At 59.8% G+C, this 24209-nt stretch carries 26 protein-coding genes; 24 read left to right on the top strand and 2 right to left on the bottom strand.

All coding sequences use genetic code 11. The annotated features are described in order from the left end of the window. The first annotated feature begins 67 nt into the window (after window positions 1–67). Complete coding sequence (locus EBB79_RS12105) at window positions 68–811, top strand: 1-(5-phosphoribosyl)-5-[(5-phosphoribosylamino)methylideneamino]imidazole-4-carboxamide isomerase (protein WP_127749131.1); 744 nt, start codon at window positions 68–70, stop codon at window positions 809–811. Window positions 812–871: 60 nt separating this feature from the next. On the opposite strand, the gene EBB79_RS12100 is transcribed toward EBB79_RS12105, so the two are convergent. After that, window positions 872–1762 (bottom strand): PilZ domain-containing protein, encoded by an 891-nt coding sequence (locus EBB79_RS12100; RefSeq protein ID WP_127749130.1) that lies wholly within the window; start codon window positions 1760–1762, stop codon window positions 872–874. Window positions 1763–2170: 408 nt separating this feature from the next. On the opposite strand from EBB79_RS12100, the gene fabF reads away from it, so the two are divergent. The 23 genes from fabF to EBB79_RS11985 all read left to right on the top strand — a co-directional run bounded on the left by fabF (window position 2171) and on the right by EBB79_RS11985 (window position 22686). After that, a complete protein-coding gene (fabF, locus tag EBB79_RS12095; protein WP_127749129.1) occupies window positions 2171–3436 on the top strand; it encodes a beta-ketoacyl-ACP synthase II in 1266 nt (421 codons plus the stop codon). Then, a complete protein-coding gene (gene mltG / locus EBB79_RS12090) occupies window positions 3436–4590 on the top strand; it encodes an endolytic transglycosylase MltG (protein ID WP_127749128.1) in 1155 nt (384 codons plus the stop codon). Before fabF ends, mltG begins: the two co-directional genes overlap by 1 nt. A gap of 180 nt (window positions 4591–4770) precedes the next feature. Then, a complete protein-coding gene (locus EBB79_RS12085) occupies window positions 4771–5163 on the top strand; it encodes a VOC family protein (protein ID WP_127749127.1) in 393 nt (130 codons plus the stop codon). Window positions 5164–5311: 148 nt separating this feature from the next. Further along, a complete protein-coding gene (locus EBB79_RS12080) occupies window positions 5312–5701 on the top strand; it encodes a recombinase (protein WP_238704883.1) in 390 nt (129 codons plus the stop codon). Then, entirely contained in the window at window positions 5676–6968 is a 1293-nt protein-coding gene (locus EBB79_RS12075; RefSeq protein WP_177627871.1) for a DNA-packaging protein, read from the top strand. Before EBB79_RS12080 ends, EBB79_RS12075 begins: the two co-directional genes overlap by 26 nt. Before the next feature lie 183 nt (window positions 6969–7151). After that, window positions 7152–8333, top strand: coding sequence for a phage portal protein (locus EBB79_RS12070; protein ID WP_127750975.1), 1182 nt, complete (start codon window positions 7152–7154; stop codon window positions 8331–8333). Continuing rightward, window positions 8326–8544: a GTA head formation protein, RCAP_rcc01685 family gene (locus EBB79_RS12065; protein WP_127750974.1), complete on the top strand. Its 219-nt coding sequence runs from the start codon at window positions 8326–8328 to the stop codon at window positions 8542–8544. Before EBB79_RS12070 ends, EBB79_RS12065 begins: the two co-directional genes overlap by 8 nt. 33 nt (window positions 8545–8577) lie before the next feature. Then, window positions 8578–9135, top strand: a complete 558-nt coding sequence (locus EBB79_RS12060) for an HK97 family phage prohead protease (RefSeq protein ID WP_127749126.1) — start codon at window positions 8578–8580, stop codon at window positions 9133–9135. A gap of 34 nt (window positions 9136–9169) precedes the next feature. Further along, window positions 9170–10351: a phage major capsid protein gene (locus EBB79_RS12055; protein ID WP_127749125.1), complete on the top strand. Its 1182-nt coding sequence runs from the start codon at window positions 9170–9172 to the stop codon at window positions 10349–10351. Between the two features lie 165 nt (window positions 10352–10516). After that, on the top strand, window positions 10517–11116 hold the full coding sequence (locus EBB79_RS12050; RefSeq protein ID WP_127749124.1) for a head-tail connector protein: 600 nt from the start codon (window positions 10517–10519) through the stop codon (window positions 11114–11116). Beyond that, the gene (locus EBB79_RS12045; protein WP_127749123.1) at window positions 11113–11451 is read left to right on the top strand and encodes a head-tail adaptor protein; all 339 of its coding nucleotides are present in this window, start codon (window positions 11113–11115) and stop codon (window positions 11449–11451) included. Before EBB79_RS12050 ends, EBB79_RS12045 begins: the two co-directional genes overlap by 4 nt. Next, a complete protein-coding gene (locus EBB79_RS12040; RefSeq protein ID WP_127749122.1) occupies window positions 11448–11846 on the top strand; it encodes a DUF3168 domain-containing protein in 399 nt (132 codons plus the stop codon). The genes EBB79_RS12045 and EBB79_RS12040 overlap by 4 nt, the downstream gene beginning before the upstream one ends. A 98-nt stretch (window positions 11847–11944) precedes the next feature. After that, window positions 11945–12358 carry a phage major tail protein, TP901-1 family gene (locus EBB79_RS12035; RefSeq protein ID WP_127749121.1) on the top strand — a complete coding sequence of 138 codons (414 nt, stop codon included), beginning with the start codon at window positions 11945–11947 and terminating at the stop codon, window positions 12356–12358. 3 nt (window positions 12359–12361) lie between these two features. After that, the gene (locus EBB79_RS12030; RefSeq protein WP_127749120.1) at window positions 12362–12682 is read left to right on the top strand and encodes a gene transfer agent family protein; all 321 of its coding nucleotides are present in this window, start codon (window positions 12362–12364) and stop codon (window positions 12680–12682) included. Next, window positions 12679–12879 carry a rcc01693 family protein gene (locus EBB79_RS12025; RefSeq protein ID WP_127749119.1) on the top strand — a complete coding sequence of 67 codons (201 nt, stop codon included), beginning with the start codon at window positions 12679–12681 and terminating at the stop codon, window positions 12877–12879. Before EBB79_RS12030 ends, EBB79_RS12025 begins: the two co-directional genes overlap by 4 nt. Beyond that, window positions 12872–13531 (top strand): phage tail tape measure protein, encoded by a 660-nt coding sequence (locus EBB79_RS12020; RefSeq protein WP_127749118.1) that lies wholly within the window; start codon window positions 12872–12874, stop codon window positions 13529–13531. The genes EBB79_RS12025 and EBB79_RS12020 overlap by 8 nt, the downstream gene beginning before the upstream one ends. A 157-nt stretch (window positions 13532–13688) precedes the next feature. Further along, window positions 13689–14321, top strand: a complete 633-nt coding sequence (locus EBB79_RS12015; RefSeq protein WP_127749117.1) for a DUF2460 domain-containing protein — start codon at window positions 13689–13691, stop codon at window positions 14319–14321. Beyond that, window positions 14321–15208: a DUF2163 domain-containing protein gene (locus EBB79_RS12010; RefSeq protein ID WP_127749116.1), complete on the top strand. Its 888-nt coding sequence runs from the start codon at window positions 14321–14323 to the stop codon at window positions 15206–15208. The genes EBB79_RS12015 and EBB79_RS12010 overlap by 1 nt, the downstream gene beginning before the upstream one ends. A gap of 8 nt (window positions 15209–15216) precedes the next feature. Continuing rightward, on the top strand, window positions 15217–15708 hold the full coding sequence (locus EBB79_RS12005; RefSeq protein ID WP_127750973.1) for an NlpC/P60 family protein: 492 nt from the start codon (window positions 15217–15219) through the stop codon (window positions 15706–15708). After that, the gene (locus EBB79_RS12000) at window positions 15708–19643 is read left to right on the top strand and encodes a baseplate multidomain protein megatron (protein ID WP_127749115.1); all 3936 of its coding nucleotides are present in this window, start codon (window positions 15708–15710) and stop codon (window positions 19641–19643) included. Before EBB79_RS12005 ends, EBB79_RS12000 begins: the two co-directional genes overlap by 1 nt. After that, entirely contained in the window at window positions 19643–19933 is a 291-nt protein-coding gene (locus EBB79_RS11995; RefSeq protein WP_127749114.1) for a DUF7742 family protein, read from the top strand. The genes EBB79_RS12000 and EBB79_RS11995 overlap by 1 nt, the downstream gene beginning before the upstream one ends. Before the next feature lie 480 nt (window positions 19934–20413). Further along, on the top strand, window positions 20414–21235 hold the full coding sequence (cysE, locus tag EBB79_RS11990; RefSeq protein ID WP_127749113.1) for a serine O-acetyltransferase: 822 nt from the start codon (window positions 20414–20416) through the stop codon (window positions 21233–21235). A 386-nt stretch (window positions 21236–21621) separates the two neighbouring features. Further along, entirely contained in the window at window positions 21622–22686 is a 1065-nt protein-coding gene (locus tag EBB79_RS11985; protein WP_127750972.1) for a PLP-dependent cysteine synthase family protein, read from the top strand. Between the two features lie 206 nt (window positions 22687–22892). Here the strand turns inward: EBB79_RS11985 and EBB79_RS11980 are convergent, their stop codons facing one another. Next, complete coding sequence (locus EBB79_RS11980; protein WP_127749112.1) at window positions 22893–24197, bottom strand: pyruvate dehydrogenase complex dihydrolipoamide acetyltransferase; 1305 nt, start codon at window positions 24195–24197, stop codon at window positions 22893–22895. Window positions 24198–24209: the final 12 nt, after the last annotated feature.

Raw genomic sequence — 24209 nt, 5'->3', positions numbered from 1 at the left:
GTCTGATCGAACGGGGGCTGGATGTGGTATCATGCCCTTGTTGTTTTAAAACTGGAGGCTGATCACCATGATGATATTCCCCACGATGGAGCTGCAGAACGGGCTTTGCGTGACCCTGGACAAAGGGCGTTTGGATGAGCCGATGCTCTGGCATGTTGATCCAGTCGAAACAGCCTGTGGGTTTGCGGCCTCTGGCGCCGAGTGGATGCATCTGACCGATTTTAATGCGATTGAAGGCAATGGCGACAATGCCGAGCTGATCGAGCAAATCATCCGTACCGCAGGTATCCCGGTGCAGCTGGGCGGCGGTATGCGCAGTCGCGAGCATATAGAACACTGGCTCGAAAAAGGGGCAGGCCGCATTGTTGTCGGCACCCTGGCGGCGCTTGATCCGCAACTGGTCGAAGAGCTGGCCCGGCAACACCCGGATCAAATTGTGCTGGCGGTGGATGTCTGGCAGGGGCAGGTGATGACGGACGGCTGGCGCCAGTCCGGGGCTTTCACGCCTGAGGCCTTTATTGCGGCCTTTGGCGATACGCCATTTGCCGGCATCATTATCACTGACATCGACAGTGATATGTCCAACGTCGAGGCGCAACTGGGGCTGATCGCTGGATTGGCCAGCAGCGCGCGTGCACCGGTTATCGCCAGCGGTGTGGTGCGCACCTGTGATGATATCTCACGTCTGAAATATGCCGGCACAATTTCCGGCGCTTTGGTCGGGCGGGCACTGTTTCGCAAGACTCTGTCGCTGGAAGAGGCCCTGCAGACGGCCATGCCCGAACCCGAGGCCGTGGCGGAATTCATCTGATCAGCGTCTTTCACTGACCTGTCAAATGCCGAACTCTGTGGTGTGGGCAATCCTGTGGTGTCAGGATTGCTCCCGCCCGGTTTGGTTCTGGGTGTGTTTTAAAAGGTTCTGCAGAATATCATTTGGGAATGCCCTGGTGAACTGAACACCTGTACTGTCGGCATCGGTCCAGTGAACGAGAACATTTAAGTTCACGTTCGCTATTTTTATATTCGCAGTGTCACCAGGCGTACATTGAGTATGCGTCTTTAGCTTTGCCCCAAAACAACTGATATCAATGATGGTGGCGGGATGACTTTTACCGGATCGCGTGTAGGTGCAGTCCAGGTCGCACGGAAATCTTTTACCGCGCCGCTTTTTAAATCTGCTCCGTGTTTCCTTTAGATAAAGCATCGCAAATATTGCCATGCCCGGCAAAGTTATCAGACTGATGGTGGCACTGTATGCGAAGCCACTATTGTGTTCATGGTCCTCTTCGGTGGTGTTGACAGATCGCTGATCAGTACAGGACGCGGTCGCCAATAGATTTTGATATGCCACCAATTTTTGATATGATCCGAATTGCAGCGATTGTTCGTACGCTACATTGCGACCCGCAGTCTTGTAGAAATCCAGCAGGGTTCTTTGCTCAGCACTGATATTGACGGTCATCTGTTCAAATCTTTGCAAACCTGCACGCGACAAATCCTGACGCAGCGATGCAATCGGGGTCAATGCCAGGAACCTGTCCAGTATTTCCGGCGAGTCTGGATGATGTCCGTCGGACAGATGATCAAGAAAATGGTCTATATAAAGTATAAATCTTGTCAGCCTGTTGTGGAGTTCACACTCATCTGCAGCTTTGGTTTCCAATCCAAACACCATTAAGACGAGCGACAGCCCGACGAGTATGACCGTTTGAACATTTTTACGCATAATCAATCGATACCTTACAATGGCGTCACTGAACATTTGCGGCGCCTTTTCACTAATAACTGAATGACTGTAGGAACAATTTGGCCTGCAGCGCTTTCCCTTGTGTCAGATGTTTTGTCTGACACTCCGTTCGAAACCCAGAACTGATCAGTACCACATCGGCAGCATTTTACTGCCGTTCTGACAGTAGAGTTGATGCAGGCCGAACCGAGTGGGATACGATTGCAGTCTGCATCAAACCTGCCCCAAGATTACAGGGGGGCGGAACCAAATACTCGTTACACATACAGTATCAGTACAACATGAGTGTGGCGGCTAAAGGTTAATCAGGACTTGCTGCAGCCGTTAGTTCTCCGTGAAACCGACAGGCACATGGCCCACTTGCGCTTTTGGGGTAATCCAAGCTATTTGAGAACGAATTGCCGAGGCAAAGGAGAGCAAGGAATGCGTCGAGTTGTTGTTACCGGACTGGGATTGGTCACACCGCTGGCTTGTGGCGTCGAAGAAACCTGGTCTCGGTTGCTGGACGGACAGTCCGGTGCCGGGCCGATTACCCTGTTTGATGCAGTCGAAAGTGGCGTAGCCACCACCTATGCCTGCGAAGTACCGCGCGGGGATGGTTCCGACGGCAGCTTTAATCCTGATGATTGGCTGGCGAAAAAAGAGCAGCGCAAGATTGATGATTTCATCCTGTATGGAATCGCCGCTGCTGACATGGCCGTGACTGATTCCGGCTGGAAAGCCGAGACAGAAGACGAACAGTTCAGCACCGGTGTCATGATCGGCTCTGGTATTGGCGGTCTCAGCTCGATTGCGGACACGGCTGTGATGCTGAAAGAACGCGGCCCGCGCCGTGTATCGCCGTTCTTTATCCCCGGCGCACTGATCAACCTGATCTCGGGTCAGGTGTCGATCCAGCATGGTTTCAAAGGCCCGAACCACTCGGTTGTGACGGCCTGTTCCACTGGTGCCCACGCGATTGGCGACGCCAGCCGTCTGATCAAATCGGGCGACGCGGATGTGATGATTGCGGGTGGGGCCGAAGCGGCGATCTGTGAAATCGGTATTGCTGGTTTTAACGCCTGTAAGGCGCTCTCGACCCAAATGGCCGATGACCCGACCAAAGCCAGCCGCCCCTATGACACTGACCGTGACGGCTTTGTCATGGGCGAGGGCGCAGGCGTTGTGGTGCTGGAAGAGTACGAACATGCCAAGGCGCGTGGGGCCAAGATCTATGCCGAGGTGCTGGGCTATGGCATGTCCGGCGACGCCTATCACATCACCGCCCCCTCCGAGAGCGGCGAAGGTGGCGAACGCTCGATGCGGGCGGCGCTGAAAAACGCCGGGCTGCAGCCGTCGGACATCGATTATATCAACGCCCACGGCACCTCGACCATGGCGGATACCATCGAGCTGGGCGCGGTTGAGCGGATGCTGGGCGATCATGCCGCCTCGGTCACCATGTCTTCGACCAAATCCTCCACCGGTCACCTGTTAGGTGCTGCTGGCGCAATCGAGGCGATTTTCTCAATCCTCGCGATCCGCGATCAGGTGGCACCACCAACCATCAACCTGGACAATCCAGCAGTGGAGTCGGTTGTGGATCTGGCGCCAAATGTCAAACGTGAGCGTAAGATTGATGTGGTCCTGTCCAACTCCTTTGGCTTTGGTGGCACCAATGCCAGCGTGATCTTCGGAAAGTCTGACTGATGTGGCGTAGCCTCGCGTCTAATATGCTGACGATGCTGGTGGTGGGCCTGTTCCTGCTGGGCGGCGTCATCCTTTGGGGAAAAACCCAATATACCGCCGAAGGACCGCTGGAAACAGCGATCTGCCTGCGGGTCGAGCGGGGCTCGAATATGACAAAAGTGAGCCGCGACCTGGAAAGCCAGGGCGCGGTGAAAAGTGGTGCAATGTTCCGCTTGGGTGCCAAATACAGCGAGAAAACCGGCCAGCTAAAGGCCGGCAGTTTTCTGGTCGACGCCCGCTCGTCGATGGAGCAGATCATTGAGCAGGTGACCACCTCTGGCGCCAGTTCCTGCGGCACGGAAATTGTTTACCGCGTCGGCATCACCCGCATCACGACGCAGGTGCGTGAGCTGGATCCTGCCACCAATAAATTTGTCGAACGTGCTAATTTTCAGTTGGGCACGGATGAAACGCCAGCGATCTATACCAATAAGCTGGCCGAGCCCGACACCCGTTACCGCGTTGCTTTGGCCGAAGGTGTGACCAGCTGGCAGGTGGTCGAAGCACTTAAAGCGATGGAAATGCTGGACGGTGACCCGGGTACCCGCCCCGCCGAGGGCATGTTAGCCCCCGACAGCTATGAGGTCGTCTCCGGCTCCAAACGGGCTGATATTCTGGCTGAAATGCAGGAACGTCAGCAGTTGCGTATCAATGCCGCCTGGGAGGCGCGCACCGATGATCTGCCGCTGGAAAATCCCGAGGAAATGCTGATCCTTGCCTCGATTATCGAGAAAGAAACCGGTGTCCCGACAGAACGTCGTCAGGTTGCCAGTGTCTTCACCAACCGCCTGAACCGCGGCATGCGCCTGCAAACCGATCCCACGGTGATTTATGGCGTCACCAAGGGCGAGGGCGTCCTGGGTCGTGGTCTGCGCCAAAGCGAGCTGCGCAAGGTCACGCCCTGGAACACCTATGTGATCGAAGGCCTGCCACCGACCCCCATCGCCAACCCCGGCATGGCCAGTCTTGAGGCAGCAGTGAACCCGGACACCACTGAATATGTGTTCTTTGTTGCCGATGGCACCGGCGGCCACGCCTTTGCCGAAACTCTGGAACAGCACAATCGCAACGTCGTAAAATGGCGCGCGATTGAGGCGGAGCGGTCGAATAACTGATTTTGGCCACAGGCCAAAAGAAGAGGGCGCTTCGGCGCCCTTTTTCATTTCTGTTTGAACTTGCCCGGCACCGCCGGGCCGCGCCTGACCTTCCCCCCGGGAAGGCGCTTTACGCCTCCCCAAGGTCAAGCGCGACCCTTGTATTTTGAAATCGTGACCAGCCAATAAGGAACAAAATAAATGCTGTCAGGCGTATGTATCGGCACCAATGACATCTCCACTGCCACGCAGTTCTATGATACCGTTTTGGCCACCATCGGCATGCACCGCGTTCTGACCGAACCACGCGAGGTGGGCTATGCGGGCGCTGACGGGCGCATATCCGTGTTTCTTATTGTGCCCTTCAACGGTCAACCAGCCAGTTTCGGCAATGGCACCCAGTTCATGTTCTACGCACCGGATGCTGCGGCCGTACGGGCGTTTCATGCTGCAGCAGTGGACTGTGGTGGAACCGATGAGGGCTTACCCGGTCCGCGCAGCTATCACCCAGACTACTACGGCGCCTATGTGCGTGGTCTGGATGGCAACAAATTGAACGTCTCTGTCAGCCTTGAAACCAGCCCAGCGGGATAACGCTGTGACGGCGTGTTGCCCAGCCACCGTGCGCTGCTTTTCACGCTAAACCTTGACTTTTACGTTGTTTTCGCGTATAGGTTGCGGCGCAGTTGGAAGACATCAGGACGGCCCGGGCTTACACCCGCTGGCCGTCTCTGCGTCTCTCATGCGGATCACCACGCATGAGGAACCACAGGTCATGGTGCAAAACCCACTGACTCCGCAAATCGAAAAAACCGCCGACCTGCTCAGGTCGTTGCAGGACTCCATTCACCGATTGCGCAACGAGGCCGAGGCCCTGCGCGAGCAGCTGGAGGGTGAACAAGAGGTGGGCGGCGACATCTCGAGACCACAACTCGCCAAGCTTGAGGGGCTTATTCGGGACTGCCAGAAAGTGGAGAAGACCCTTGTTGCACAAAGCAGCCAATTCACATCCCTTGCCGAAAGCGGACCCTCGCTTGACCTCGACACCCTGCGCGGAGATCTGCGCTGCCGACTTGCTTCCCTGCGTGCCTGCTGTGATGAGCGAGATGTTTCTGGAGGAACTGCCGGATGAGCTGCTGATTGCGCTGCCTTATCTGTTCGATCAGTGGTCGATGCCGCATCAGCTGCCCCCCGGTGGGGACTGGCGGGCCTGGATCATTCTGGGTGGGCGCGGCGCCGGTAAAACCCGCGCTGGCGCCGAATGGGTGCGCGCCCAGGTCGAGGGCAGCCTGCCGATGGACACAGGCAGGGCCCGCCGTGTGGCGCTGCTGGGCGAGACCTATGATCAGGTGCGCGACGTGATGATCCTGGGCGACAGTGGCATCCTGGCGTGTTCGCCCCCCGATCGCCGCCCCACCTGGAAGGCCAGCGAGCGCAAGCTGATCTGGGCCAATGGGGCCACCGCGCAGGCGTTCTCGGCGCATGATCCCGAGGCGCTGCGCGGGCCGCAGTTTGATGCGGCCTGGGCGGATGAGCTGGCCAAGTGGAAAAAGGCGCGCTCAAGCTGGGATATGCTGCAGTTTGCCCTGCGGCTGGGGCAGGACCCGCGGATCTGTGTCACCACCACGCCACGCAATGTGTCGGTGCTGCGCGACATTCTTGGTCAATCGTCGACTGTGCAAACCCATGCTCCGACTGAGGCCAACCGGGCCAATCTGGCGCCGTCCTTCCTGGCCGAGGTGCGCCGGCGTTATGCGGGCACCCGGTTGGGACAGCAAGAGCTGGACGGGGTGTTGCTGACGGATATCGAGGGCGCGCTTTGGACTGGAGAAATGTTACAGTCGGCGCTGTTGGAGCGGGCCCCGGATCTGGACCGGGTTGTTGTTGCTGTTGATCCGGCGGTGAGTGCGGGCAAGGCGTCAGATGCCTGTGGTATTGTGGTGGTGGGGGCCACATTGCAAGGCCCGCCGCAGGACTGGCGCGCCTATGTACTGGCGGATTGCACGGTTCAGGGTGTCGGACCGCTGGCCTGGGCCCAGGCGGCGATTGCGGCCATGCAGGACTATGGTGGGGATCGGTTGGTGGCAGAGGTCAATCAAGGCGGTGCCCTGGTCGAGAATGTCTTGCGTCAGGTGGATCCACTGGTGCCCTACAAACCGTTACACGCCAGTCACGGCAAATCTGCCCGCGCCGAACCGGTGGCAGCGCTGTACGAGCAGGGCCGGGTGCACCATCTGCCAGGGTTGGGGGCGTTGGAGCTGCAGATGAGCCAGATGACCCCGCAGGGTTATCGCGGCGGCGGCTCTCCGGATCGATTGGATGCTTTGGTCTGGGCCCTGCATGACCTGATCATCACCCCGGCGTCACTGGTGCTTAGGCCGCGACTTAGGGTGTTGTAATATCGACCGCCTGCCTGTTTGGCGGGCGGTGCATTTGAGTATTTTTGAAAAGATGAAGGTCATGACCGGGTTGGGTGTTGCACAGGTGGCGGGCGGGCTGGACCGGAATTCTTTAGGGCCATGGGGGATAACGGTTTCAGCAAAGGGGCGACACTGTCCCAAGGATGAAAATGAGGAATGGTCATGGTCTTTGACGTGTTGCGGCGCAAACAAAAGCCTATCGAGCAAAAGGCAAGTGCAGCGGCCCGCGTGGTGGCCTGGCAGGGCATGGGGCGGGCCGCCTGGAGCCCGCGCGATAGCCAATCGCTGATCCGCAGTGGGTTTGCCGGTAATCCGGTCGGGTTTCGCTGTGTCAAACTGATCGCTGAGGCCGCAGCTGCATTGCCGCTGGTGTTACAGGACGCCGTGCAGCGGTTTGAGCAACATCCAATGCTGGCGTTATTGGCGCGGCCAAATCTGGCCCAGGGACGTGCGGAACTGTTGGAGGCGCTGTTTGGCCAATTACTGCTGACTGGCAACGCCTATGTCGAGGCGGTGGCCGGTGGTGAAGGTCTGCCGCTGGAGCTGCATATGCTGCGCTCGGACCGGATGTCGGTGATTCCGGGGGCAGATGGTTGGCCGGTGGGTTATGACTATAAGGTATCGGGTCGCAAGCATCGCTTTGAGGTCTCGGCAGGTCGCCCGGTGATCTGTCATATCAAGAGTTTTCACCCACAAGATGATCATTATGGGTTGTCGCCGCTCCAGGCAGCAGCGATGGCGGTGGATGTTCATAACAGCGCCTCGCGCTGGTCCAAGGCGCTGCTGGACAATGCCGCGCGGCCCTCAGGCGCGCTGGTCTGGAAGGGCGGTGACGGCCAGGGCAGCATGGCGGATGATCAGTTCCGCCGGTTGAGTGATGAGATCGAAGCGAATTTTCAGGGCGCGCGCAACGCGGGCCGACCGATGGTGCTGGAAGGCGGGCTGGACTGGAAACCCATGGGGTTTTCGCCCAGCGACATGGAGTTCCAAAAGACCAAAGAGGCCGCCGCGCGCGAAATCGCGCTTGCCTTTGGGGTGCCGCCGATGTTGTTGGGGATCCAGGGCGATGCCACTTATGCCAACTACCAAGAGGCCAATCGCGCCTTTTACCGGTTAACTGTGGTGCCGATGGTTGCCCGCGTTGCAGCGACCCTGGTGGAGTGGCTCTCGGGATTTGATGGCGGAGAGCTGACGTTAAAGCCGGACCTTGATCAGGTAGCGGCGCTGTCTGCCGAGCGTGATGCCCAATGGGCGCGGGTGGCTACAGCCGAATTCCTGAGCCGCGGGGAAAAGCGCAGCCTTTTGGGACTGCCGCCAGAGGATGGAGGGGCGGATGATGGGTGACGGAATGCCGCCGCCTTTTGACTGCGCCCCCGGCTTACGTTTGGCAGCGCATGAGCAGCTGATGCAGCTACAACAGGAGCATCTGCACCGGCGGCTGGACCGGTTGGAACAGATGATGGAGCGCTTGGATCGGCGTCTGTGGTTTACCGTTTACGGGGTGGTTGCGGTCATTCTGGGGCAGGCCTTCAGGTCGCTTCTTTTATTTCAATAAATACTGTTAACAAAGTGTTAAGGGAGGTTTCTCATGCAAGTGGAGACCCATCTGGAACATAAATTTATGGCCTGTAAATCGGGGCTTAGCCTGACCGAAGGGCAGTTGATCGAAGGCTACGCCAGCCGGTTTGGTGAGGTCGATCAATGCGGCGATGTGGTCTTGCCGGGGGCCTATGGCAACTCGCTTGAGGCGCTGGCGGCACGCGGCAGCAAGGTCAAGATGTTGTGGCAACATGACCCGGCGCAACCGATTGGGGTCTGGGACGAGGTGCGCGAAGACACCCAGGGGTTGCGGGTCAAGGGCCGCCTTTTGGTGGAAACCCGCCGTGGCGCCGAGGCGGCTGCGCTGATTGCCGCCGGAGCCATAGACGGGCTTTCGATCGGCTATCGTACCAAATGTGCCAGTAAGGGCGACAAGGGAGAGCGTCGGCTGAGCGAGGTGGAACTGTGGGAGGTGTCCCTGGTGACATTCCCGATGCTGCCAACAGCGCGGGTGACGGGCAAGAGCGTGAAGGATCCGGTCTCGGCTGCACTGCGCGACATGGCCGCGATTTTGACACAGGCACGCACTCAATTCGCAAAGCGATGAGCCGGGCGCGACGTTAACCAAACAGGATAGTCAAATGAGCAAGAACAGAGTTTCGTCTGCCTCGGCAGATGCAGCCCCACTGATACACGATGTAACCCAGTCTATGGCTGGATTTATCGAAGATTTCAATGGGTTCCGTGACGACATCAAGGCAAAACTGAAACTGACCGAAGAGCGAGTAATCATGCTGGATCGAAAAACCCAAATTGCGGCCCGTCCGCAGCTGTCTGCTACCAATGATGCCGGCGCGCCCCATCAAAAGGCGTTTATGGCCTACCTGCGGTCCGGTGAAGACGATGGGCTGCGTGGTCTGCAGCTGGATGGTAAATCCCTGTCTTCGGCGGTGAACAGCGACGGGGGCTACCTGGTGGATCCGGTGACCTCCGAGACGGTGACATCGGTGTTGCAGGCAACCGCCTCTATCCGGTCCATTGCCGCGGTGGTCACGGTCGAGGCGACCTCATATGATGTGCTGGTCGACCACACGGATGTTGGTGCGGGCTGGGCGACGGAAACCGACCCGACAGCAGAAACCGGCACCCCGGTGATTGACCGGATCACCATCCCATTGCATGAGCTGAGCGCGCTGCCAAAAGCGTCGCAACGGCTGTTGGACGACAGTGCCTTTGATATTGAATCCTGGCTGGCCGGACGCATTGCTGACAAGTTCTCGCGGGCCGAGGCCGCGGCGTTTTTGAACGGCGATGGTATCGACAAACCAACCGGTATTCTGACCCATGGCGTGGTTGAAAATGACAGCTGGAGCTGGGGTAACATTGGCTATGTCGCCACCGGCAGTGATGGCGATATTGGCGGCGGTGACGCGATTGTCGATCTGGTCTATGCCCTTGGGGCTGAGTATCGGGCAAATGGTGTCTTTGTCATGAATTCAAAGACTTCCGGTCAAGTTCGAAAGTTGAAAGATGGCGATGGCCGCTTCCTGTGGTCGGATGGTCTGGCCGCTGGTGAACCTGCACGGCTGATGGGCTACCCGGTGCTTGTGGCCGAGGATATGCCTGGTGTTGCCAGCGACAGTTTCTCGATTGCCTTTGGTGATTTCTCGGCCGGCTATACCATCGCGGAACGTCCAGATCTGCGGGTGCTGCGCGACCCCTTTAGCGCCAAGCCCCATGTGCTGTTTTATGCCACCAAGCGCGTCGGTGGTGATGTCAGTGATTTCGCGGCCATCAAGCTGCTGAAATTCGGCCTGACCTAACCGGTCCGACCGATGACGCTGCCGGCAGCCCGGCGGCGTCGGCAGGCGCGTATTCCCCTTTCTGTGTCGTCCAGCTGCTCCCCTCCGTCCGAGCGGCACCGGAAGATGCGCGCCTGCTGTATCCAATTTATGTCCCGAGCGGGCGCAAGTTTCCGGAGTAACGTGATGATATTGACCGAACAGACGCCGGTGCCCGAGGCCGCGCTGCCGTTAGAGCCGTTCAAGGCACATTTGCGGCTGGGAACCGGGTTTGGCGAAGACAGTCTGCAAGACGAAGTCCTGATTAGTTTTCTGCGCGCCGCCATTGCCGCAATCGAGGCGCGTACCGGCAAGGTGCTGATTTCCCGCCAGTTTGACCTGAATATGCACCAATGGCGGGATCCGTCGGCGCAGGTTCTGCCACTGGTGCCGGTCGCGTCGGTCGAAACCGTGGTGATGATCGATGCCGCAGGGCTGGAAACGGTCCTTGTAAGCGACATGTATCGTCTGATCCAGGACAGCCAGCATCCGCAGCTTTGCCCCACGGGCAGTCTGTTGCCGACAGTGGCGACGGGCGGCGCACTGCGCATATCCCTGACCGCTGGCATGGCAGACAACTGGGGCGCCTTGCCCGCTGACTTGGGGCAAGCGGTTCTGATGCTGGCGGCACATTACTATCAATATCGCGATGACACCGGGCTGTCGGGTGGCTGTATGCCGTTTGGCGTCACCAGCCTGATCGAACGCTACCGGGTGGTGCGTCTTAGCCTGGGGCGGGTGATATGAAACCACCTGTTCTGTCCCGCAAGCTGACCCTCGAGGATCCCACGCGCGCCAGCGATGGCAGTGGCGGCCATATGGAGACATGGCAGGCCCTGGGCAGTGTTTGGGCTGAAATTCAATCGCTTACGGGGCGAAGTAAAGTCAAGGGTGGTGTGGATTTGTCGCTACAGCGCTATCGGATCACCGTGCGGGCAACGCCTGTTGGTTCTGCCAGCCGTCCCCGTCCGGATCAACGGTTTCGCGACGGGACCCGTCTGTTCCTGATCCACGCCGTGGCCGAGACTGACGATGCAGGGCGCTACCTGACTTGTTTTGTACAAGAGGAGATCTCGGCATGAGTTACGCCCTGTCCGCGGCCTTGCAATCGGCAGTGTTTCAACATCTGAGCAGCGATCCTGATCTGGCTGGCACTGCCATCCATGATGCGCTGCCCACGGGCACAGTCCCACAGACCTATGTGCTGCTTGGGGCCGAGGAGGTGCGCGATGGATCTGATGTGTCGGGCGCGGGTGCGCTGCATAGATTTACCGTTTCGGTTCATTCAGATAGCGCGGGATTCTCAACCGCAAAACAGCTTGCAGCGACGCTGTGCGACGGGCTGATCAATGCGCCGCTGACCCTGTCGCGGGGCCACTTGATTGGCCTGTGGTTCGACCGCGCCCAGGCGCGCCGGATGACTGATGGCAGTCGCAGGATCGATCTGCGGTTCCGTGCTCGGGTCGAAGATAACTAGGACGGGTCACTTAAGCCCTGTCTGGCCGACAGGCCGGGCGCGCCTCTCGGTTGACGAAAAAACGGCTGAAAAATGCTGAAATTGCAGGAGAAATCAAGATGACAGCCCAAAACGGCAAAGATCTTTTGGTCAAAGTGGACATGACCGGTGACGGCCAGTTCGAAACCCTGGCGGGGCTGCGCGCCACACGGATCAGTTTCAATGCTGAGACGGTGGATGTCACCAGCCTGGAAAGCCAGGGCGGTTGGCGCGAGCTGCTGTCTGGCGCCGGAGTGCGCTCGGCTTCGATTTCGGGCTCGGGTGTGTTTCGCGATGCCGGATCGGATGAACGCGCGCGGCAATTGTTCTTTGATGGCGAAACGCCGGATTTTCAGATGATCATCCCGGATTTCGGCATTGTCGCTGGCGCGTTTCAGGTTACCGCGTTGGAATATGCCGGTAGCCACAACGGCGAGGCCACCTATGAGCTCTCCCTGGCCAGTGCCGGGGTCCTGAGTTTCACGGCGGTCTAGGTCATGAGTAATCCCTGGACCGGAGAAGTCTCGCTGGTGATCAACGGTGACCCACGGGTGATGAAGCTGACCCTGGGTGCCCTGGCCGAGCTGGAGCAGGCGTTGTCTGTGGGGTCGCTGGTTGATCTGGCGCAACGTTTTGAAAGCGGCGGCTTTTCCGCAGTGGATGTACTGGCGCTGATCGGGGCCGGGTTGCGGGGCGGTGGCACGCCGATGGCATCGGATGATTTGGCGCAGGCCGACATTGCTGGCGGTCCGATGGCAGCGGCCCGGGCTGCTGCAGAACTGCTGGCGCGGGCTTTCATGGCCCCTGAACTGCCATGAACCAATTGGATTGGCCTGCAATGATGCGGGCCGGGATGCTGGGCCTGCGACTGACTCCCGCTCAGTTCTGGCAACTGACCCCGGCTGAGCTGCGCCTGATGCTGGGCCAGGATGCAGGTCAGTCTGCGATGGGGCGTGCCGGGCTGGATGCGCTGATGCGCGTTTATCCCGATGAAACAGGAGGTTGTGATGAGTGATCAAGACGCAATAGCCGATCTTGAGCTGCAAAGCGAAGGTCTGGGCGATGCATTGGGCAACGCCGCAGGCATGGCCGCCACCTTTGACACCGAACTGCGCCGGGTGCGCGAGGCCTTTGCCGCCACGGGTCGTGACGCCGCGACGCTGGAGCGTGGCATGTCCAAGGGGCTGCGCAAGGCGTTTGATGGCGTGGTCTTTGACGGTATGAAGTTATCGGACGCGCTGGAAACCGTCGCGCGCTCGATGATCCAGACCACCTATAATGCCGCGATTAAACCGGTGACAAATCACATGGGCGGCGTACTGGCTGATGGGGTGACCCAGCTGGTCAGCGGACTGCTGCCCTTTGCCGATGGCGCCGCGTTCTCACAAGGGCGGGTGATGCCGTTTGCGCGGGGCGGTGTGGTCAGTGGCGCCACCACATTCGCGATGCGCGGTGGCACTGGCCTGATGGGCGAGGCCGGCCCCGAGGCGATCCTGCCGCTGGCCCGTGGTCCGGACGGGTCACTTGGGGTGCGCAGTGGCGGTGCGGCTGGGGTCAAGGTGGTTATGAATGTTACCACACCGGACGTGCACAGTTTTGCGCGCAGTCAGGGACAGATCGCCGCCCAGATGAGCCGGGCCCTGGGGCGGGGCAATAGGAACCGGTAGACGCCCGGCAGATAGGTCGGGCGCGCCTGACCTTCCCATCAAACCGTAGGTTTGCCTTCGGCAAAACGGTGAAAGCGCTTCGCACCTCCTCAAGGTCAGACACGCCATAGCGAGACAACACCAAAGTCGGCCAAGAACTTTATTGGAGACCGCAGTCATGAACTTCCACGAAGTAAGATTTCCCGCCAGTCTCAGCTTTGGCTCGATTGGTGGTCCCGAGCGGCGCACCGATGTCGTGACGCTGGCCAATGGGTTTGAGGAACGCAACACCCCTTGGGCCCATTCGCGCAGGCGCTATGACGCCGGGCTGGGGCTGCGCTCGCTGGATGATATCGAGCTGTTGATTGCCTTTTTTGAGGCGCGCAATGGTCAGATGTTTGGGTTTCGCTGGAAGGACTGGTCAGATTTCAAATCCGCCCGTGCCTCGGGTGAAGTGGCATTTCGCGATCAGGTGATTGGCACCGGCGATGGCAGCACGGTGACGTTTCAGCTGTGCAAGACCTACCGGTCTGGCAGTTTCAGCTATCAGCGCCCGATTGCCAAACCGGTTGTCGGCTCGGTGCGTGTGGGCATTGAACAGGACGAGCTGCTGACGGATGTGGATTTCACTCTGGATGATCGGTCGGGCCTGATCACCTTTGCCCACCCGCCGGGTGAAGACATGACCATCCTGGCCGGATTTGAGTTTGACGTGCCGGTGCGGTTTGACACCGATCGCATCCTGACCAGCGTCGCCAGCTTTCAGGCCGGCGATGTGCCCAATGTTCCCGTGGTCGAGGTGCGGGTCTGATGGCGGATCTTTCCCCTGACTTTCAGGCCCATGTGCAAAGCGGCCTGACCACTCTGTGCCGCGCCTGGGCGATCAGTCGCGCCGATGGAGTGGTGCTTGGCTTCACCGATCATGACCAGTCGCTGGGGTTTGAAGGCTACAGTTTCAAAGCGGGTACCGGACTGACTGCGCTGGCATTGCAGCAGGCCACCGGCCTGTCGGTCGACAATACCGAGGCCATTGGCGGGCTCAGCGATGTCTCGGTCAGCGAGGTCGACATTGATGCCGGGCGCTATGACGGTGCCGAGGTGCGCTGTTGGTTGGTGAACTGGGCGGATGTCTCGGTGCGCTGGCTGATGTTTCGTGGCTCCATTGGCCAGTTGCGCCGTGCAGGCGGTGCCTTCCACGCCGAGCTGCGCGGCTTAAGCGACGCGTTGAACCGGCCATTGGGGCGGGTGTATCAGAAACCCTGCACAGCAGTGCTGGGCGATAGCGCCTGTCGCTTTGCGCTGGATACGCCCGGCTACCGCGAGGAGGTGCCGGTAGAGCAGGTGGTGCGCGCGCAAGAGTATCGCTGGCCAGATCTGGCCGGGTATGAGCCGGGTTGGTTTGCGCGTGGCACGCTCGAAGTGCTGTCCGGGGCTGCACAGGGGCTGACCGGAGTAATCAAACAGGACCGTGTAGAGGCCACGGGCCGGGTGATCGAGCTGTGGCAGCCTATTCGCGCCGAGGTGCTGCCGGGGGACGTGGTGCGTCTGCAGGCGGGCTGCGACAAGCGGATGGAAAGCTGTCGGTTGAAATTCAACAATCTGGTCAACCATCAGGGCTTTCCCGATATCCCGGGCGAGGACTGGGTGATGTCAGTGCCCAAACAAAACGGGGCCAATACCGGCGGCAGCCGACGATGACGGCGCAGATGACATCGCAGGGGCACAGGATTGTGGCTCTGGCGCGCGACTGGATCGGCACACCCTATGTGCATCAGGCGACCTGCAAGGGCGCGGGCTGTGATTGTCTGGGCCTGCTGCGCGGCATCTGGAGCGAGCTGTATGGGGCCGAACCAGAGCAGGTGCCGGCCTATACGATGGATTGGTCGGAACCACAGGGCGAAGAGCGCCTGTGGCAGGCTGCCCTGCGGCATCTGGTGGCGAAACCGCTGGATCAGGTAGCCATTGGCGATGTGATCTTGTTTCGCATGCGGGCGGGTTCGGTGGCCAAGCATCTAGGGGTGCAGTCCCACCTTTGCGATCAATCACTGAGGGCGGGCACCGCGCGGCTTTGCCGGGAGGAGGACAATCCGCGTTTCATCCATGCCTACTCGGGCCATGGGGTGGTCGAAAGCCCGCTGAGTGCACCCTGGCAACGCCGCATCGTGGCGCGATTTCAATTTCCTGAGGAGACAGCCTGATGGCAACCATTCTTTTGTCCGCAGCGGGTGCTGCACTGGGCGGATCGGTCGGCGGAACCCTTGCTGGCCTGTCCTCGGTTGCGATTGGTCGCGCGGTGGGCGCAACACTGGGCCGGACGATTGATGCGCGGCTGCTGGGGGCGGGATCATCTGCGGTAGAGACCGGCAAGGTCGAGCGGTTCCGCCTGACCGACGCCAGCGAGGGCGCGCCGGTGCCGCAGGTCTATGGTCGGATGCGTGTTGGCGGGCAAGTGATCTGGGCCTCGCAGTTCCAGGAGGCGAAAACAGTCAGTGGCGGCGGCAAAGGTGCGCCCGCGCAGCCGCAGACCACCAGTTATAGTTACTCGGTTTCGCTGGCGATTGCCCTATGCGAGGGCGAGATTGCGGCGGTGCCACGGATATGGGCGGATGGTGACGCGCTGGAACTGTCGGATTTGAACATTCGCTTGTATCCCGGAACCCAGAACCAGGACCCGGACCCGGTGATGTCAGCCATTGAAGGCGCCGATCAGGTGTCCGCCTATCGCGGCACCGCCTATGTGGTCTTCGAGGATCTGCAGCTTGAGCCATTTGGCAACCGGGTGCCGCAGTTCTCGTTTGAGGTGATCCGGGCCGAGCAACCCGATAGCGACAGTTACGCGCAGGATTTAGGGCAATTGGTGCAGGGCGTAGCGCTGATGCCGGGGACCGGAGAATATGCACTGGCCACCACCGCAGTGCATTACAGCCACGGGCCGGGGCAGGCGCAGGCGGTCAACAGTCATGCCCCCACCGGGCAGACGGATATTGTGACCTCGCTGGCGGCGCTGAACGAGGAACTGCCCAGCTGTGATGCGGTGTCACTGATTGTATCGTGGTTTGGCAATGATCTGCGCTGTGGGTCCTGTAGCCTGGAACCCAAAGTCGAACAGACCGAGTCCGAGGGCGCGCCTTTGGTCTGGAGCGTATCAGGTCAGACCCGCAGCACAGTGCAATCCGTGGCGCAATCCTTGGCGCAAGACGAGGACCGTCCGATCTATGGCGGCACCCCGGCGGATGCCTCGGTGGTGGAGGCGATCCGGCATTTGCGCGATCAGGGACAGCGGGTGATGTTCTACCCGTTTATCCTGATGGATCAGCAAACGGATAACGGCTTGCCCGACCCATGGAGTGAGGCCGAGAATCAGCCGCATTTGCCCTGGCGTGGGCGGATCACTCTGTCGGTGGCTCCGGGACGCGCGGGCTCGCCGGATGGGACCGCGCAGGCAGATGCCGAGGTGGCCAGCTTTGTCGGCACGGTGACGGCGGCGGATTTCACCATTGGCGATGGCACAGTGACCTATAGTGGCCCTGCTGAATACTCACTGTCACGATTCATCCTGCATTACGCGGCGCTCTGTGCGGCGGCGGGGGGCGTCAGCGCCTTTTGCATTGGCTCGGAACTGCGGGGGTTAACCCAGATCCGCGGCGCCAGTGGGTTTGTCACGGTGCAGGCCTTGATCGATCTGGCGGCACAGGCCCGCATCTTGTTGGGGACAGAGACCAAAATCAGCTATGCGGCGGATTGGTCCGAGTATTTTGGCTATAACACCCCCGAGGGCGACCACCTGTTCCATCTTGACCCGCTCTGGGCAGATGAAAACATCGATTTCATCGGTATCGACAACTACATGCCACTGTCGGACTGGCGCGAGGGCGAAGACCATCTGGACGCGCTGTCCGGTGTGCCCAGTATCTATGACCCCAGCTATCTGGACAGGAATGTCGAAGGCGGCGAGGGCTATGACTGGTATTATCACTCCCCCGAGGCCGAGGCGGCACAGATCCGCACCCCAATTGACGATACTGCCCACGGCGAACACTGGATCTGGCGCTATAAGGATATCCGCAACTGGTGGAGCAAGGATCACCATGAGCGTATAGGCGGGGTTCGACAGGCGATGGCCACGCCGTGGGAGCCGCAGAGCAAACCGATCTGGTTCACGGAACTGGGCTGTGCGGCCATCGACAAGGGCACCAATCAGCCAAACAAGTTCCTTGATCCCAAAAGCTCGGAATCGAAATTGCCCCGGGGCTCAACCGGGTTGCGTGATGACCTGATCCAGGTCCAATACCTGCGCACGGTGCTGGGTCACTGGAACGCGGCAGGCAATAATCCGATCTCAGATATCTACGGTGCGCCGATGCTGGATATGGCAAACGCCTATGTCTGGGCCTGGGATGCGCGCCCATATCCGGTGTTCCCCAATGCGCTGGATGTCTGGAGTGATGGTGACAATTACTCCCGAGGGCATTGGCTGAACGGCCGGGTCGGTCAGCGCACCCTGGCCTCGGTGGTGGCTGAGATCTGCCAGCGCGCCGGGATGACCCCTGACAGCTATGATGTCTCGCAGCTTTATGGCGTGGTGCGGGGATATGTGGTGGCAGATGTAGGCGATGCCCGCGCTGCGCTGCAACCGCTGATGCTGCGGCACGGGTTTGACGCGATTGAACGTGATGGTGTGTTGTTGTTCCAGCTGCGCAATGGTCTGGATGCGGTAGACCTGGACCCGGAATTGCTGGCCATCAGCGACGAGCTCGACGGCGACATGGAACAGAGCCGTGACAGCGAAGCCGAGCTGGCCGGGCGGGTCCGGCTGCGTTTTGTGTTGTCGGGCGGTGATCATGACGTGGTCAGCGAAGAAGCGGTTCTGCCGGATCAATCCACTCATGCGGTCAGTCAGAACGATTTACCCATGGCGCTGACCCGTGCCGAGGGACGTCAGGTGGTCGAACGCTGGCTGACCGAGGCCCGGGTGGCGCGGGACACGGTGAGGTTTGCCCTGCCGCCCTCGGCGATGGCGCTGGGCGCGGGCGATGTGGTGCGGCTGCCGGATGTCAACGGGAGCCCAGTGCTGTACCGGATCGACCAGCTGGAACAGACCGAGCTGCAACTGGCCGAGGCCGTGCGGATTGAGCCCGAGGTTTACACGCCCTCAGAGATGGCTGAAGATCTGCCGGGCCTGAGCGCCTTTGCCGCCCCTGTGCCGGTGCTGCCGCTGTTTATGGACCTGCCTTTGATGCGCGGGGACGAAGTTCCGCACGCGCCGCATCTGGCCGTCACTGCGCAGCCCTGGCCGGGCACCGTGGCGCTCTATGCGTCTGCATCGGATGACAATTACGCGCTGGATCAGATCATCGCGGCCAGTTCGACCATCGGAGTGACCCAGGTGCCGCTAGCGGCCGCCGCGTCTGGTCGTTGGGATCTTGGCGCAGATCTGCAGGTGACGCTGCTGTCAGGTAGTCTGGAGAGCCGCGACGCCGGGGCGGTGCTGAATGGGGCCAATCTGGTGGCCATCGGTGATGGCAGCAGCGGCAATTGGGAGCTGATGCAGTTTCAGGACGCTGACTTGATTGCTCCTGACAGTTATTTGCTGCGGATCCGGCTGCGGGGGCAGTTGGGCAGTGATGCATTGATGCCTGCGGTCTGGCCTGCAGGCTCGTGGATGGTGCTGCTGGATGGCACTGCGGTGCAGCCCGAGCTCTCCCCGGCTCAACGGCGCATATCACGCCATTATCGTGTCGGGTCGGCTCGGCGCAGCTATGATGACCCGTCATATGTGCATCAGGTGCAGGCCTTTGACGGCAACGGATTACGCCCCTTTAGTCCGGTGCATCTGACACAAAACGGCGCGCTGGGCGGCGAGGTCTTGTTGAGCTGGGTACGTCGCACCCGGATCGAAGGTGACAGCTGGGATCTGCCCGAGGTGCCTTTGGGGGAAGAAACGGAAAGCTACCGGGTGAGGATCCTGCACGGGGTGACGGTGCTGAGAGAGATTTATGCCAGCAGTCCTAGCTGGACTTATTCGGTTGCCGATCAGTTGGCAGATGGGGTTATCGCGGATGATCAGGTCGAAGTGGCGCAGATTTCGGCTCGGTATGGGGCTGGCCTTGCCGGGCAGATCATGCTCACGTGATGCGGCCCGTTCTGCATGAGGATGTAACCTCGGCGGCGCGGGCGCTGCTGCTGGTTCGCGCTGACAGGCGACAGGCCCTTTGCAAACGGTTTGTTGCGCAAGCTGACATGGCCGAAGCCTATGTTCAGCAAACTGGTCGCCTGCATGCAGATTATGGCAATGGCACCCTGATGGCCGCCGCTCGGAGTTATCCGCTGGCAGACGAACCTACATTTGACGATCTCGAATATTGTCATTGTGTTGTGACAGTGCTGATGGCGCTGATCGATCACGGTGACGACGCGGCCTGAAGCCAAACCCTCCCGCCCGTCGCTGGGCATCTGTGCGATGCCTGCTTCCGTTGGGCGTGGCGCTGCGCCAAGGCGCAGCGCTGTCCCTGTCTCAATATTACGTTGGGGCAGGGTCAATGATGGCCCCTGGCCACCGCATTTTAAGCGGGCGTCGCTCATTGATACAGGCGCGACGCGGGAGACCATTGAAAAGGCTCAGGAAGGCAGATGTGCCCGTCATGAGCCTCTCAGCAGGATTTCTTTTTTCCACGCCGGGCCGCAGGCCCGGCGTGGATCGCTTTGGGCGAAGCCCAAAGGGAAACCACTTGGAAGAACAGGGGCATTTTGTGCATATGACCGGATGCGGGAAAGGGTGGCTTTGTACTGCGTTCCTAGAAAGTTAATTCGCCATTCCAAACGACAATGTGACTCATCAACACTTTGCATTTGGCAAAAGACTTCTTAGATGCCAAAGTTAAGCGCAGCATAGGACATTGAACCATGGTTGATATACAGCACGCCGTCACTTCTCTGGATCCGGTCTGGGACCAGATCACCACTGAGGCCCAAGAGGCGGTCACCACCCAGCCTTTGATGGGCGGGCTGATCCATGCCTGTATCCTGCATCACACGTCGCTGGAAAAGGCACTGTCGTACCGGATTGCCGCTAAGTTGAGCTCGAACGAGATGTCGATGATGGTGCTGCGTGAAATCGTTGACAATGCTTTTGCCAAGTCACCGGCCATTGTTGACGCTTCGCGTGCCGATTTGATGGCGATCTATGATCGCGACCCGGCCTGCCACCGGCTGTTGCAACCGATTCTGTATTTCAAAGGCTATCAGGCCGTGCAGGCTTATCGTGTCAGTCACTGGTTGTGGAACGAGGGCCAGCAGGATCTGGCCTATTTCTTCCAGATGCGGACCTCGGAAATTTTTGGCATGGATATCCATCCAGGTGCCAAACTGGGGCAGGGGATCATGATCGACCACGCCCATTCTATCGTCATTGGCGAAACTGCGGTGGTTGGCAACAACGTTTCCATGCTGCACTCGGTCACGCTGGGTGGCACTGGTAAAGAAGAGGAAGACCGCCATCCCAAGATCGCCGATGGTGTGCTGATTGGGGCTGGTGCCAAGGTGCTGGGCAATATCAAGGTCGGCCGCTGCAGTCGCATCGCCGCCGGGTCAGTGGTACTGCAAGACGTGCCGGCCTGCACCACAGTGGCCGGAGTGCCTGCCAAAATTGTCGGCGAGGCTGGCTGTGATCAACCCGCGATCAATATGGATCAGGTGGTGCCCTGCGGTGGAAGCAAATCCGGCTAAGACGCTGATACAGCATTGAAAAGAATAAATGGAGGCGGTTTCGCCTCCATTTATTGTTCAACGTGACAGTGGGGCTTTGCCCTGGTCCTGCAACATGACCCTGCGGCCTGGGCAAACACGTCGCGGCTTGGGCTAACGCCGGCAGTTTGTAAACAAAAACTGATGTTTGCACGGCGCGCTGGGTGGGTCGCCGCTGTCCTGCAATGGTGCGGGTTTTCAGGTCAAATGTTCACTTCACACCCCGGTTTTGGAGATAGTGTACCGCCCCTTGGGTGCCAAATTATGTGTCGTGCCGCTAGGCATCCCTTGCAACCAGGAACAGGTGTTCTGATATTGGCCCAGACACAGGCGGGCCAATTGCGGATGCCGCGACATGAGGGACCATGATGATTTATTCAACCGAAGGCCGGGGCCGATTGTATGACAATGTTTTACAGACAATCGGCGATACGCCCACCATCCGTCTGAACCGGATCGCACCAACGGGCGTGGATATCTATGTGAAATTTGAAGCCTTCAACCCCGGTGGCTCGGTTAAGGATCGTCTGGCGCTGAACATCGTTGAAGCCGCCGAGCGCGAGGGCCGGTTGTTGCCGGGGCAAACCGTGGTCGAGGCCACCAGCGGCAATACCGGTATTGGTCTGGCTATGGTCTGTGCCGCCAAGGGCTATCCGCTGGTGATCACCATGCACGACGGGTTTTCGGTTGAACGGCGTCAGGTGATGCGGATGCTGGGCGCCAAGGTGGTTCTGACCCGCAAGGAAGACAAGGCCGTGGGAATGGTCGTCAAGGCCCGCGAACTGGCCGAGGCCAATGGCTGGTTTCTGGCGCACCAGTTTGAGACCAAGGACAACGCCGACATTCACGAATCGACCACGGCACGTGAAATCTTAGGCGATTTTGATGGGAAACCGCTGGATCAGGTGGTGCTGGGCTTTGGCACAGGCGGCACGGCCACTGGATTGGGACGGGTGCTGAAAGGCGCGCGCCCCGGGTTGAAAATAACCCTGAGCGAGCCGGAAAATGCCGCTTTGGTTGCATCTGGTACGGCGCAGGCGCGCAACGACGACGGGGAACCTGCGGCAAGCCATCCCGCGTTTGCACCGCACCCGGTGCAGGGCTGGACGCCGGACTTTATTCCGCTGGTGCTGCAAGAGGCGCTGGATCAGGGCTATTTCGACGGGGTGCAACCGGTGACGGGCGCCGAGGGCATCGCCATGTCCCGTCGTTTGGCCGCCGAGGAAGGCATTCTTGCGGGAATTTCCGGCGGGGCCTCGGTTGCGGCGGCGGTGAAAGTGGCCGCAACCGCCCCCAAGGGATCTGTCATTCTGGCGATCCTGCCGGACACCGGTGAACGATATTTGTCGACGCCGTTGTTTGACGGGATCGAGGCCGAGATGGACGAGACCGAACTGGCGCTGTCGCAGTCAACACCGGGTTTTACCTACTGATCTTTTCAACACTTTGTTCCCGAATTGGGAAATTTGGTTGGAGTTAGCTCCAATTTGGCGATTTCCGGGTTTGGGGCGGGTTGGGATATTGAGTATTTTTAAAAAGATGAAGTCAGGAGCACGCGCTGCATCTGATGTCTTGAAACAAGAAAAGGCCCCGGATGTTGTGACCGGGACCTTTTTTGATTTTTCAGTCGCTGTCTGACTTAGGCCAGCATGGCAACTGGATTTTCCAGGTTCTCAACAATGGCTTTCATCAGGTTTGCGCCCACGGCCCCATCGATGACACGGTGGTCCACCGACATGGTAACAGACATCACGGTTGCCACTTTCAGCTCACCATCGGCGCCGACAACAGGCTGCTTCTTGCCAGCACCCACGGCCAGGATACCGGCGTGGGGTGGGTTCACGATGGCGTCGAAATTGTCGATGCCGAACATGCCCAGGTTAGAGATCGCAAAGGAGCCGCCCTGATATTCGCTGGGCGCCAGTTTCCGCTCGCGCGCGCGCGACGCCATGTCTTTCATCTGAGCTGACAAGGCCGACAGAGATTTCATGTCGGCGTCTTGCAGAACTGGTGTGAACAGGCCGCCCTCGATGGCAACGGCAACGGCCACATCCGAGGATTTCATCTGCAAGACACGATCCCCGGCCCAGACTGCATTGGCCTCGGGGACCTGTTGCAGGGCAATGGCGACCGCCTTGATGATGAAGTCGTTGACCGAGAGCTTCACACCGCGTCCTGCGAGCTGTGCGTTCAGTTGAGCGCGGAAGGCCAGCAGGGCATCCAGCTGAATGTCACGACGCAGGTAGAAGTGCGGGATGGTCTGCTTGGCCTCAGTCAGGCGTGCGGCGATGGTTTTGCGCATGCCGTCGAGGGTGACCTCGTCGTAGTCGCGGTCGGCGTACATTTTGGCCACAATATCGGCTGACATGCCCGTAGGTGCAGCGGCAGCAGCCGGTGCAGAGACAGTCGCGGCAGCAGCGGGAGCAGCAGCCTTGGGGGCGGCGGTTGCGTTGATCACGTCAGCTTTGACGACACGACCACGCGGGCCGGAGCCTTGCAAGGCAGCCAGATCCAGACCTTTGTCTGCCGCGATGCGACGGGCCAGAGGTGAGGCAAAGACACGGCTGCCGTCTGCCGCTGCGGGGGCTGCCGGAGCAGATGACGCAGGTGCGGCGGCCTCGGAGGCAGCAGGGGCCGCCTCGTTCACCGCGGCTGCAGTGGCAGCTGGCGCAGCGCTGGATGAGATGTCACCGGCGCTTTCACCGTCTTCCAGCAGCACTGCGATGGCGGTGTTCACTTTCACCCCTTCGGAGCCCTCGGCGATCAGGATTTTGCCAATCACCCCTTCGTCGACGGCTTCGAATTCCATCGTGGCCTTGTCGGTTTCGATCTCGGCGATCAGGTCACCGGAGGACACGGTGTCGCCCTCTTTGACCAGCCATTTCGCCAGGGTACCCTCCTCCATGGTGGGGGACAGCGCGGGCATCAGGATTTCTGTCGGCATGCGTCTGGCTCC

Origin of the sequence: Parasedimentitalea marina (assembly GCF_004006175.1) — a bacterium.
Classification (GTDB): domain Bacteria; phylum Pseudomonadota; class Alphaproteobacteria; order Rhodobacterales; family Rhodobacteraceae; genus Parasedimentitalea; species Parasedimentitalea marina.
Note: the sequence above shows the minus strand (reverse complement) of the source record. Positions and strands in the feature narration are given on the sequence as shown.